This is a genomic window from Pseudomonas sp. PHC1 (assembly GCF_046487845.1).
Lineage (GTDB): Bacteria > Pseudomonadota > Gammaproteobacteria > Pseudomonadales > Pseudomonadaceae > Aquipseudomonas > Aquipseudomonas sputi.
In genome coordinates, this window is record NZ_JBJXHJ010000016.1 from 135297 (window position 1) to 147527 (window position 12231).

At 59.8% G+C, this 12231-nt stretch carries 10 protein-coding genes; 8 read left to right on the forward strand and 2 right to left on the reverse strand.

Translation table 11 applies throughout. From position 1 onward, the window contains the following. The first annotated feature begins 100 nt into the window (after positions 1 to 100). The 8 genes from ACKJSM_RS19765 (at position 101) to ACKJSM_RS19800 (ending at position 10342) form a co-directional block, all read left to right on the forward strand. Positions 101 to 1699 (forward strand): ABC transporter substrate-binding protein, encoded by a 1599-nt coding sequence (locus ACKJSM_RS19765; RefSeq protein ID WP_410238597.1) that lies wholly within the window; start codon positions 101 to 103, stop codon positions 1697 to 1699. A 177-nt stretch (positions 1700 to 1876) separates the two neighbouring features. After that, positions 1877 to 3292: an OprD family porin gene (locus tag ACKJSM_RS19770; RefSeq protein ID WP_410238598.1), complete on the forward strand. Its 1416-nt coding sequence runs from the start codon at positions 1877 to 1879 to the stop codon at positions 3290 to 3292. Positions 3293 to 3370: 78 nt separating this feature from the next. Further along, positions 3371 to 4966 carry an ABC transporter substrate-binding protein gene (locus ACKJSM_RS19775; RefSeq protein WP_410238599.1) on the forward strand — a complete coding sequence of 532 codons (1596 nt, stop codon included), beginning with the start codon at positions 3371 to 3373 and terminating at the stop codon, positions 4964 to 4966. Positions 4967 to 5040: 74 nt separating this feature from the next. Then, positions 5041 to 6051: an ABC transporter permease subunit gene (locus tag ACKJSM_RS19780; protein ID WP_192559771.1), complete on the forward strand. Its 1011-nt coding sequence runs from the start codon at positions 5041 to 5043 to the stop codon at positions 6049 to 6051. An 11-nt stretch (positions 6052 to 6062) separates the two neighbouring features. Further along, positions 6063 to 6989 carry an ABC transporter permease subunit gene (locus ACKJSM_RS19785; RefSeq protein WP_236182899.1) on the forward strand — a complete coding sequence of 309 codons (927 nt, stop codon included), beginning with the start codon at positions 6063 to 6065 and terminating at the stop codon, positions 6987 to 6989. Between the two features lie 10 nt (positions 6990 to 6999). After that, positions 7000 to 7968, forward strand: a complete 969-nt coding sequence (locus ACKJSM_RS19790) for an ABC transporter ATP-binding protein (RefSeq protein WP_064382563.1) — start codon at positions 7000 to 7002, stop codon at positions 7966 to 7968. Continuing rightward, positions 7968 to 8948, forward strand: coding sequence for a peptide ABC transporter ATP-binding protein (locus ACKJSM_RS19795; protein ID WP_007953682.1), 981 nt, complete (start codon positions 7968 to 7970; stop codon positions 8946 to 8948). The genes ACKJSM_RS19790 and ACKJSM_RS19795 overlap by 1 nt, the downstream gene beginning before the upstream one ends. 293 nt (positions 8949 to 9241) lie before the next feature. Further along, positions 9242 to 10342 carry a F0F1 ATP synthase subunit beta gene (locus tag ACKJSM_RS19800; protein WP_410238600.1) on the forward strand — a complete coding sequence of 367 codons (1101 nt, stop codon included), beginning with the start codon at positions 9242 to 9244 and terminating at the stop codon, positions 10340 to 10342. A 97-nt stretch (positions 10343 to 10439) separates the two neighbouring features. Here the strand turns inward: ACKJSM_RS19800 and ACKJSM_RS19805 are convergent, their stop codons facing one another. Together ACKJSM_RS19805 and ACKJSM_RS19810 are read right to left on the reverse strand one after the other, a co-directional pair. After that, the gene (locus ACKJSM_RS19805; protein WP_064593354.1) at positions 10440 to 10700 is read right to left on the reverse strand and encodes a hypothetical protein; all 261 of its coding nucleotides are present in this window, start codon (positions 10698 to 10700) and stop codon (positions 10440 to 10442) included. A gap of 160 nt (positions 10701 to 10860) precedes the next feature. Continuing rightward, positions 10861 to 12069, reverse strand: a complete 1209-nt coding sequence (locus tag ACKJSM_RS19810) for an MFS transporter (protein WP_410238601.1) — start codon at positions 12067 to 12069, stop codon at positions 10861 to 10863. Positions 12070 to 12231 lie beyond the last annotated feature (162 nt).

A 12231-nucleotide genomic window follows, 5' to 3' on the forward strand; every position in this document is an offset into this window, starting at 1 on the left:
TTTCGGTTTTGCTGTTCGTTTCGGTTTGAGCTCAATGCAGCCACAACGTCCCTGGACGGGATCGCGGCGCATTGAAAAACACTAAAAAAGAGGGAGCGTCATGCGCCATACCTTGGTTTTTTCCGCATTGCTGGGCGCCGGCCTGTTGGCCGCCACGTCCGCCAGTTTCGCCGCCAGCGACAGCCTGGTGTTCTGCTCAGAAGGCAGTCCGGCCGGTTTCGATACCGCGCAGTACACGACGGCAACCGATAACGACGCCGCCGAACCGCTGTACAACCGGCTGGTCGAGTTCGAAAAAGGCGCGACCAATGTCGTACCGGGCCTCGCAACCAGCTGGGATATTTCCGAGGACGGCCTCAAGTACACCTTTCACCTGCGTGAAGGGGTGAAATTTCATACAACGCCGTATTTCAAACCTACACGCGATTTCAACGCCGACGACGTGCTGTTCACGTTTAACCGCATGCTCGATCCGCAACAGCCTTTCCGTAAGGCTTATCCGACCGAGTTCCCGTATTTCAACGGGATGAGCCTCAACAAGAACATCGCCAAGGTCGAGAAGACCGGGCCGCTGACCGTGCAGTTCACGCTCAACAGCGTCGACGCCGCGTTCATCCAGAACATCGCCATGAGCTTCGCCGCCATCCTGTCCGCCGAGTACGCCGACAAACTGCTGGCCGAAGGCAAGCCGAGCGACATCAACCAGAAGCCGATCGGCACTGGCCCCTTCGTGTTCAAGAGCTACCAGAAAGACTCGAACATCCGTTACACCGGCAACCCGCACTACTGGGATCCGAGCCGGGTGAAGCTGAAGAACCTGATTTTCGCGATCAATACCGACGCTTCGGTGCGTGTGCAGAAGCTCAAGGCCGGCGAATGCCAGGTCACCCTGCACCCGCGTCCGGCCGATGTGCCGGCACTGAAGAACGACTCGAAACTGCAATTGATCGAGAAGCCAGGTTTCAACCTCGGCTACATCGCCTACAACGTGCGCCACAAGCCGTTCGACCAGCTCGAAGTGCGTCAGGCGCTGGACATGGCGGTGAATAAACAGGGGATTCTCAACGCTGTTTATCAAGGCGCCGGTCAACTGGCCGTCAACGCCATGCCGCCGACCCAATGGTCCTATGACGACACCATCAAGGACGCCGCCTACAACCCGGAAAAAGCCAAAGAGCTGCTCAAGGCTGCCGGCGTCAAGGAAGGCACCGAGATCACCCTGTGGGCGATGCCGGTACAACGTCCGTACAACCCGAACGCCAAACTGATGGCCGAAATGCTCCAGGCCGACTGGGCCAAGATCGGTCTGAAAGTGAAGATCGTCAGCTACGAATGGGGCGAGTACATCAAGCGCACCAAGAATGGCGAACACGACATCAGCCTGATCGGCTGGACCGGTGACAACGGGGATCCGGACAACTGGCTCGGCACGCTCTACAGCTGCGACGCCATCGGCGGCAACAACTACTCCATGTGGTGCGATCCGGCTTACGACAAGCTGATCAAACAGGCCAAGGTCGTCACCGACCGCGACCAGCGCACCGTGCTCTACAAACAGGCCCAGCAACTGCTCAAGCAGCAAGTGCCGATCACGCCTGTCGCCCACTCGACGGTCAACCAGCCGCTGAGCGCCAAAGTCGAAGGGTTCAAGGTGAGCCCGTTCGGTCGCAACGTGTTTTCGGGTGTCAGCATCGATTAAACAAAAAACCGATTAGCCGCAATGCTGAGGGGGCCGTCTACCCCCTCACGCAAGCGCTTTGCCGAAATTCGCCAATCAGGCCTTTTGCAAACGTTTGCGATGTGTGAACGAGTTCTAAACCAATAACCGGCCAACCCAAAAAAGCCGGCATAAAAAGAAAGTAAAGGAGCTTCACCCATGAAACTGAGCAATACCGCGATATTGGCCCTGGCCATCAGCAGTATCACCGCCACGGCTTACGCGGAAACCCAAAGCCAGGCGTTCACCCCGGTGACCGTCAACGAGAAGAGCGCCCAGGCTGAAGCCACCGGTTTTCTCGAAGGTCAGTCGATCACCGGCTCGACCCGTAACTGGTTGGCCAACGAGCAACTGAAGCGCGGCGGCAAATTCACCTACCGCAAGGATGGCGTGGCCACCCCGACCGACCGCCGTATCAACTGGGTGCAAGGCACCATCGTCAAGTACAACTCGGGCTTCACCGAAGGCACCGTCGGTTTCAGCACCGAAGTGGCGGCGTACAACGCCATCGCGCTGGAGCGTGACCGCGAGAACCTGGCGTCCAACAACGGCGGCGCACCGGGCACCCGTCCAGGCGCGGGCAACAACCGTACCCTGACCCGTGAAGGCGGCGAAGCCCAAGGCCAGTGGAGCAAAGTCGGCCTGGCCAACGTCAAGGCGCGCATCTCCAACACCACCCTGACCGCCGGCCGCATGAACTTCAGCAGCCCGCAGGTTGACGTGATCGGCAACCGTCCGCTGCCATCGAGCTTCGAAGGTATCGCGATCCACAGCGAAGAACTGAACAACCTGTCCTTCGACCTGGCCTCGTTCGATCGCGTGTCGCCGCGTACCGAAGAAAGCCTGAGCAAATTCCGCTCCGAATACGGCGCGATCGATGCCGAAGCCGACCATGTTCACACCGGCGGTATCTCGTACCAGCCGTTCGCCAGCCTGACCACCAGCCTGTGGGGCACCCAGGCCGAAGACCTCTGGAACCAGTACTACTTCGGCGCCACCCACGTGCTGGGTGACAGCTCGGTGCTGGCCCTGACCACCGGCCTGAACTACTACAAGACCGTGGACGAAGGTAAGAAAAAACTGGGTGAAATCGACAACGACACTTACTCCCTGTCGTTCGGCCTGACTCACCAGGCGCATACCCTGACTTTCTCCTACCAGGAAGTGAACGGTAACGAGTACTTCGACTACCTGCATGAAACCAACGGCATCTACCTGGCCAACTCCCTGCTGTCGGACTTCAACGGCCCGAACGAGAAATCCTTCCAGGTGGCCTACGGTCTGAACATGGCCGAATATGGCGTGCCAGGCCTGAAGTTCAACATCTACCAGGCCCGCGGCTGGGGCATCGACGGTACTCACTACAAAGGTGGCGGCTACGATGGCGTGCAGTCGATGGACGGCGAGCACCACTACGAATACGGCATCGGTGCCACTTATGCCGTACAGAGCGGTCCGCTGAAAGCGACCACCGTTCGTGCGACCTACACCGCGCACCGCGCCAGCGAAAACCAGGCTGACGGCAGCATCAACGAGTTCCGTCTGGTGACCACCGTTCCATTCAACATCCTGTAAAAACGCCAGCCGACGGCTGACTCAGTGACGAGTTGGCCGTTCGGTTTTTTGTCTTCAACCGATTGCAGAGGGTTCTTGATGAAAATGCTTCCCCTACGTGCGGCCATCGCGGCTGCGTTGCTGAGTGTCGCTGTCGGCGTCTCGGCCAAACCCTTGGTGGTCTGCACCGAAGCCAGTCCGGAAGGCTTCGATATAGTTCAGTACACGACTGCAGTCACAGCCGATGCGGCAGCTGAAACGGTCTTCAACCGTCTGGCGGACTTCAAGCCCGGCACCACCGAAGTGATTCCGGCGCTGGCCGAGTCCTGGGACATCAGCGAAGACGGCCTGACGTACACGTTCCACCTGCGCAAAGGCGTCAAGTTTCACACCACCGAATACTTCAAGCCGACCCGCGACATGAACGCCGACGACGTGGTCTGGAGTTTCCAGCGTCAGCTGGACCCGAATCACCCGTGGCACAAGCTGTCGAGCGTGGGCTTCCCGTACTTTGAAAGCATGGGCTTCAAGGAACTGCTCAAAAACGTCGAGAAAGTCGACGACAACACCGTCAAGTTCACCCTGACCCGCCGCGAAGCGCCGTTCCTGGCCGATATCGCCATGGCGTTCTCCTCGATCTATTCGGCCGAATACGCCGACCAGTTGCTCAAGGCCAACAAGACCGGCGACCTGAACAGCAAACCGGTTGGCACCGGGCCTTTCATCTTCCAGCGCTACAACAAGGACGCTCAGGTGCGCTTCAAGGCCAACCCGGACTATTTCCGCGGCAAGCCGCCGGCCGATGCGCTGATCCTGGCGATTGCCACCGACAACAACGTGCGCCTGCAGAAGCTCAAGGCCAACGAGTGCCAGATCGCGCTGTACCCGAAACCGGATGACATCCCGAGCATCAAGAAAGACAGCAACCTGAAAGTCGACGAACTGGATGCGATGACCGTCTCGTACGTCGCCATGAACACCCAGCACAAGTACATCAGCGACGTGCGGGTGCGCAAGGCGATCGACATCGCGTTCGACAAGGAAGCCTACGTCAACGCTCTGTTCGGCAAAGGCAACGCGACCGTTGCGGTCAACCCGTACCCGCCGACCCTGCTGGGCTACAACCACGACCTGAAAAACCCGCCACGTGACCTCGACAAGGCCCGCGCCCTGCTCAAGGAAGCCGGTGTACCGGACGGCACCACCTTCACCCTGTTCACCCGCAACGGTGGCGGCCCGACCAACCCGAACCCGATGCTCGGCGCGCAGATGATGCAGGCTGACCTGGCCAAAGTCGGGATCAAGATCGACATCCGCGTGATGGAATGGGGCGAGATGCTCAAACGCGCCAAGGCCGGCGAGCACGACATGGTCTCGGCCGGATGGGCGGGCGACAACGGCGACCCGGATAACTTCCTGACGCCTATGCTCAGTTGCGAAGCCGCCAAGAACGGCGAAAACTACGCGCGCTGGTGCAACGAGAAATTCCAGGCCCTGCTCGACGAAGCACGGGCTAAAGTAGATCCGGCCGAACGCGCCAGGCTGTATGAACAAGCCCAGGTGCTGTTCAATCAGGATCAACCGTGGATCAGCATGGCCCACACCCGCATGTTCACCGCAATGCGCAACAACGTAGAGGGTTATCACATCAGCCCTCTGACAACCAATAACTTCGCCACCACCCAGGTGAAGTAGAGAAGAAAACTCCCGGTTTCCCTGACCCCAGGGAAACCGGGCACGCCTAACCGGCTGATGAGGTACCACACACGATGTTTAGTTTTATTGCCCGCCGACTGGGGTTGTTGATCCCCACGTTTTTCGGCATCACCTTGCTGACTTTCGCGTTGATTCGCATGATTCCCGGCGACCCCGTGGAAGTGATGATGGGCGAACGTCGGGTCGACCCCGAAATGCACGCTCAGGCAATGGAACGCCTCGGTCTGAACAAACCGCTGTACGCCCAGTACCTGGACTACGTCGGCAAACTGGCCCACGGCGATCTCGGCGAATCCCTGCGCACCCGTGAGAGCGTATGGACCGAGTTCACCTCCCTCTTCCCGGCGACCCTGGAACTGTCCATGGCCGCCCTGCTGTTCGCCGGCATCCTGGGCCTTCTGGCCGGGGTGATCGCGGCCCTCAAGCGAGGATCCCTGTTCGACCACGGGGTGATGGGCATCTCCCTCGCGGGTTACTCGATGCCGATTTTCTGGTGGGGCCTGATCCTCATCATGTTCTTCTCGGTAAGCCTGGGCTGGACCCCGGTGTCCGGGCGGATCGACCTGCTCTACGACATCGAGCCGCGCACCGGTTTCATGCTGATCGACACCCTGCTGGCCGATGACATGGGCGCCTTCCTCGATGCCCTGCACCACCTGATCCTGCCGGCCATCGTGCTGGGCACCATTCCGCTGGCGGTGATCGCGCGGATGACCCGTTCGTCGATGCTCGAAGTACTGCGTGAAGACTACATCCGTACCGCCAAGGCCAAAGGCCTGTCGCCGTCGCGCGTGGTGTTCGTGCACGGCCTGCGCAACGCGCTGATTCCGGTACTCACTGTTGTCGGTCTGCAAGTCGGCACCCTGCTGGCCGGTGCGGTCCTGACCGAGACCATCTTCTCCTGGCCCGGCATCGGTAAATGGCTGATCGAAGCCATCGGCGCCCGGGACTACCCGGTTGTGCAAAACGGCATCCTGTTAATCGCCTGCCTGGTGATTCTGGTCAACTTCGTGGTGGACATCCTCTACGGCTTTGCCAACCCACGCATCCGTCATCAGCGCTGAGGTCAATACCCATGAGCACTCCAACTTCCTCAGTAGTCACCGCTGCCACCGCCGTGGATCAAAGTCTGCTGTACCCGTCACCGTACAAAGAGTTCTGGCAGGCCTTTGCCAAGAACAAGGGCGCCGTCGCCGGCCTGCTGTTCATGCTGCTGGTGATTTTCTGCGCGATCTTCGCGCCGTGGGTCGCCCCGCATAACCCGAGCGAGCAATACCGCGACTTCCTGCTGACGCCACCGGTGTGGCTCGAAGGCGGGCAGATGCAATTTCTGCTCGGCACCGATGAACTGGGTCGCGACCTGCTGTCGCGTCTGATCCAGGGTTCGCGCCTGTCGCTGCTGATCGGTTTGTCGTCGGTGGTGATGTCGCTGATCCCGGGGATCCTGCTGGGTCTGCTCGCCGGTTTCTTCCCGAAAGTGGTCGGCCCGACCATCATGCGTCTGATGGACATCATGCTGGCCCTGCCGTCGCTGCTGCTGGCCGTGGCGATCGTCGCCATCCTCGGCCCTGGCCTGATCAATACCGTGATCGCGATTGCCGTGGTGTCCTTGCCGTCCTACGTCCGTCTGACCCGTGCCGCCGTGATGGGCGAACTGAACCGCGACTACGTGACCGCCGCGCGCCTGGCCGGTGCCGGTCTGCCACGCCTGATGTTCATCACCGTGCTGCCGAACTGCATGGCACCGCTGATCGTTCAGGCGACCCTGAGCTTCTCCTCGGCGATCCTCGATGCCGCCGCCCTGGGCTTCCTCGGCCTTGGCGTCCAGCCGCCAACCCCTGAGTGGGGCACCATGCTGGCTTCGGCCCGCGACTACATCGAACGCGCCTGGTGGGTGGTGAGTCTGCCTGGTTTGACCATTTTGCTCAGCGTGCTGGCAATCAACTTGATGGGCGACGGCCTGCGCGACGCGCTGGACCCGAAACTCAAGAACGCCGCCTGAGGAGATTCCCATGTCACTGTTAGAAATCAAGAATCTCAACGTTCGCTTCGGCGACAAGAATGCCACCCCGGTCGTCGACGGCCTCGACCTGAAAGTCGACAAGGGCGAAGTCCTGGCGATCGTGGGCGAGTCGGGTTCCGGCAAGTCCGTGACCATGATGGCGCTGATGGGCCTGATCGAGCACCCGGGGATCGTCACCGCCGACGCCCTGAGCTTCGACGGCAAGAACATGCTCAAGCTGAACAACCGCCAGCGTCGGCAGATCGTCGGCAAAGACCTGGCGATGGTGTTCCAGGATCCGATGACCGCGCTCAACCCGAGCTACACCGTCGGTTTCCAGATCGAAGAAGTGCTGCGCCTGCACCTGAAAATGTCCGGCAAGCAAGCGCGCAAGCGGGCAATCGAACTGCTGGAAAAAGTCGAAATCCCGGGCGCCGCCAGCCGTATGGACGCCTACCCGCATCAACTGTCCGGCGGTATGAGCCAGCGTGTGGCAATTGCCATGGCGATTGCCGGCGAGCCGAAGCTGCTGATCGCCGACGAGCCGACCACCGCACTCGACGTAACGATTCAGGCGCAGATCATGGACCTGCTGCTGGCGTTGCAGAAAGAGCAGAACATGGGTTTGGTGCTGATCACCCACGACCTCGCCGTCGTGGCCGAAACCGCTCAGCGCGTGTGCGTGATGTACGCCGGTCAAGCCGTTGAAGTCGGTCAGGTGCCGCAACTGTTCGACATCCCGGCCCACCCCTACAGCGAAGCGCTGCTCAAGGCGATTCCGGAACACAGCCAGGGTGCCGAGCGTCTGGCCACCCTGCCGGGCATCGTTCCCGGCCGTTACGACCGCCCGCAAGGCTGCCTGCTGTCGCCGCGCTGCCCGTACGTGCAGGACAGCTGCCGCGCGCAGCGTCCGACCCTTGACCCGAAAAGCCACAGCCTCGCCCGCTGCTTCTATCCGCTGAACCAGGAGGTGGCGTAATGGCCGTCGTACTTACCGCCCGCGACCTGACCCGTCACTACGAAGTCTCCCGTGGTCTGTTCAAGGGCCACGCCACCGTGCGCGCCCTCAACGGCGTGTCGTTCGAGCTGGAAGCCGGCAAGACCCTCGCCGTCGTCGGTGAATCGGGCTGCGGCAAATCCACCCTAGCCCGCGCCCTGACCCTGATCGAGGAGCCGTCATCCGGCTCCCTGAAAATCGCCGGGCAAGAAGTGGCCGGCGCCGACAAGGCTCAGCGCAAGCAACTGCGCAAAGACGTGCAGATGGTGTTCCAGAGCCCATATGCCTCGTTGAACCCACGGCAGAAAATCGGTGATCAACTGGCCGAGCCACTGCTGATCAACACCAACCTGTCGGCCGCCGAACGTCGCGAGAAAGTCCAGGCGATGATGAAGCAGGTCGGCTTGCGTCCCGAGCACTACCAGCGTTATCCGCACATGTTCTCCGGCGGCCAGCGTCAACGTATCGCCCTGGCCCGCGCCATGATGCTGCAACCGAAAGTGCTGGTGGCGGACGAACCGACCTCGGCGCTGGACGTGTCGATCCAGGCGCAGGTGCTGAACCTGTTCATGGACATGCAGCAGGAGTTCAACACCGGTTACGTGTTCATCTCGCACAACCTGGCGGTGGTGCAGCACGTGGCCGATGACGTGATGGTGATGTACCTCGGTCGGCCGGTGGAAATCGGTCCGAAACACGACATCTACGCCCGTCCTCTGCACCCGTACACCCAGGCCCTGTTGTCGGCGACCCCGACCATCCATCCGGATCCGGACAAGCCGAAAATCAAGATCGTCGGCGAGTTGCCCAACCCGCTGAACCCGCCGCCTGGCTGCGCGTTCCACAAGCGCTGCCCGTACGCCACCGCGCGTTGCAGCAGCGAAGAGCCAGCCCTGCGCCAGCTCGACACGCGTCAGGTTGCCTGTCACTACGCCGAGCAGTTCCTCGACGGCGCGGCCTGAAAAAACCCGCCCCGTTTCCTGGGGCGGGTTGTTGATGATGTTGACCAAACCCCTTCTGCCTCGATTGCGCATCAATCGAGACAGAAGGGGTTTTCTTTTGTCTGGTGTTTGCATCGGGCTGACGCCGTGCCATTGGATATTCGGTACCGTGACCGAAAATTCCAGGGCTATCGCGCAACGGTCTAAACAACTGTCAGATGTGACAGGTGCTCGATAGAGAGAGGCAGCTTATGGTTTCACGTACTCAGGACACGTGAAGCGGCTTTCCATCTCTCTATCTGGAGTAACAGGCAATGAACGATGAAAAAATCACTACACCGCCCCCCAGTGCGCAACGAGGCCAGATTGAATGGAATTTCGGACCGTTGTGCTGCACCTCGACCAGCAAAGAAAACTACATGGAAACCACGCCAGGGTCAGCAGCCTCCCTCATGCTGGAAACTGGAATCAAGAGTATCGATCTGCTGTTGTGCTTTAAGACGGGTAGTAACATCGGCATATTCGGACCTGCTGGGACTGGCAAAACCGTACTCATACGTGAACTGATCAAAAACCACGTAAGATCTGGCCCCCCATCGGCTTCTGCGTATTTACCTTTAGCAGACTCCGGCGCGATGGAGTACTCCACGGTCGTTCAGGCAACAGCGGCAGAATCCAGCTTTTATGCAAAACCTGAACAAACCACAATGACCATGGGCGAGTTCTTTAGTAGCAATGGTCTCCGTGTCATGTTGGGCTTTGACTCAACCGCCCAGTTCTCCCAGGGCGCTAGCGAAGTCTCCGCACTGCTTGGCCGAACACCTTCAGCAGTAGGTTACCAACCGACCCTTGCGACAGAAATGAGTGCATTGCAAAAGCAGATCGGATCGGTTGCTACTGTAACGACCTTCGATGTACCTGACGACTTCACTGAAACGCCGCCGGGGACCACGTCAGCTTACATTGACGCCATCGTCGTTATGTCCCGTGACATCGCTACCCTAGGTATCTACCCCGCAATAGACTTACAAAAATCGACATCGCGTCATCTGGACTCGAGCGTGGTCGGCGAAGACCACTACGACACCGCTCACCGCGTTCTAGACTTGCTGCAGGAATACCAATCACTGAAGGCTGTCATCGACGTCGTGGGTTTGGACGAACTATCGGAGGAACACAAGTTGACGGTTAGCCGCGCTCGTAAACTCCGGAATTTTCTGACGCAGCCTCTCTCCACTGCTGAGAGCCTCACTGGAATTCCGGGTAAACACGTTTCCCTGAAAGACACCCTTGCTGGCTGCAACAGCATTCTCAACGGTAATCGCGACCACCTGCCGGAACAGGCGTTCTCTATGGTCGGATGCATCGAAGAAGCGATCGAGAAAGCCAAAACGCTTGCAATACAGCCACGCTGAACACACAGAGAAAACAAAAAGGCGAAGCTCCGCGCTTCGCCTTTTCTCAACACGTCCATCTGAAACTCGAATGCGTAGAAATGTGCCCGTCAGCACACTACGTCTGGCTGTCTCCTTCATCCGGATCATCGGAGTCCGGCTCGTCGGTGGTCGAGTCGTCATCGTCGGCGCTGCCCCCCTGGCCCTGATCGCCCGGCTCGGACTCGGACTTGGCCAGCATCAGCGCGCTGTGCCCCACCTGCCCGCTGGACGCCTGGGTATCGTGATCCTCGCACTCGGCCCAGGCCGTCGCGGTGCCGAGAGACAGCATCACCATCACTTTCAACAGCAGCAAAATCCGTAGCAACCTGCTTTTCATAGCCGAGTCCATCCTGTTCCAGGTGAGAAATTCATGCTGACCTGACGCTGATGGAAATCTAGCTCCGATCCGCCGGGTTCACCAGATAGGACGCTGCCCCATGCCCGAAAATGCCATGCGTGGACAGACCGCTTTCGAATAACGCCCATAACCGGATCGGCTAAGCATTTGCGCATTGCGTGGTTCGAATACGGGTGGCCTGATAAATCAGCGGTACTGACAGCGAGGCCAGCACGGCACTCGCCAGCCAGACACTGTGGCCACCGAACTGGCCGTAGAGCTGCCCCCCCAGCACCGGCGACAACAGCGAACTCGCACTCCAGGCCATGAAGAACAGGCCGAAGTAACGGCCGCTTTTTCCGGTTTGTGCATGCTGCATGACCAGCACGTTCAACGGTGGCATGAACAACGCCTCCCCCAGCGTCCAGATGACTGTCGAGAGACAGGCATAAAACAAGCCGGAACCCAGCGGCAACATGCCGAGTCCGACCGCCAGCAGCACACAACCGGCGATCAATGGCCGACGCGCGCCCCAGCGTTCCCCCCAGTGCGACATGGGAATCTGCAGCGCTACCACCAGAATCGCGTTGATCGCGAACTGCCAGCCGATGGCCTCGGTGCTCAAACGGTAATAGTCGCGAAGATAGTTGCCCAAGGTGCTGTAGACCGTGTCGAACGCCATGCCAAGAAGGACGGTCGCCGCCAGCAACCAGAGAAATGGTTTGTCGCGATAGGGAAGGCCCGAACTCGATTGCGCCTGGGGCGCCTCGTCAGCGATCAGCACCGGCCGGCGCCAGGTCGTGCGGATGAACCAGAGCAGCGCCAGCAGCGTGAGCCCGGCACTGATGAAAAACACCCAGCGAAAATCCACCTGTGCCAGAACACCGCCCGCTACACCGGCAGCGGCCATCCCGAGGTTCCGGGCGATGCGACTCAAGGCCTGCGCCCGTGGGCGCTGCGCAACCTCGCAATACTCCATGATCAGTCGCTGATGCAGAGTGCGAATCGCGCCATCGAGAGTGCCGCTGAGCAACAGCAACCCGGCCAGCAACGGCACTTGCGTAACCAGACCCAGCAAGACCAGAACCCACGCAGAGACAAAGAACAGCGCCGCCGTCAGGCGCGCCGTGCGGACGTGGTCACTGAGCCATCCGCCGAGCATCGAGCCGATCAGCAGACCACCGCCATAGGCCGACAGCAGCCAGCCGACGGTTTCAATCGCCAGCCCCAGCTCCTGGCGCAAGTACAACGCCATGAACAGCTTGACCATGCTGCTCAGGCGATTAATGAAGAGCAACGCCGCCAGCACCCAGGCCATCAGGCTGAAATAACCATTGGGCCGAAGCAGATAAGCGAGCCTCCCTGTCATTCGATCGCTCCCTTTATTGATCGGGCCAGATGCACAGCGCCCGACTTGAATGAGTTCGCATACTTAATCAACACGCAAAAAAAACGGTTCTTCACGGAATCCCGGGAAACATAGAAACAAGAACGCCGATTTGGTTGATGATGTTCGTGCGAGCAAACACAT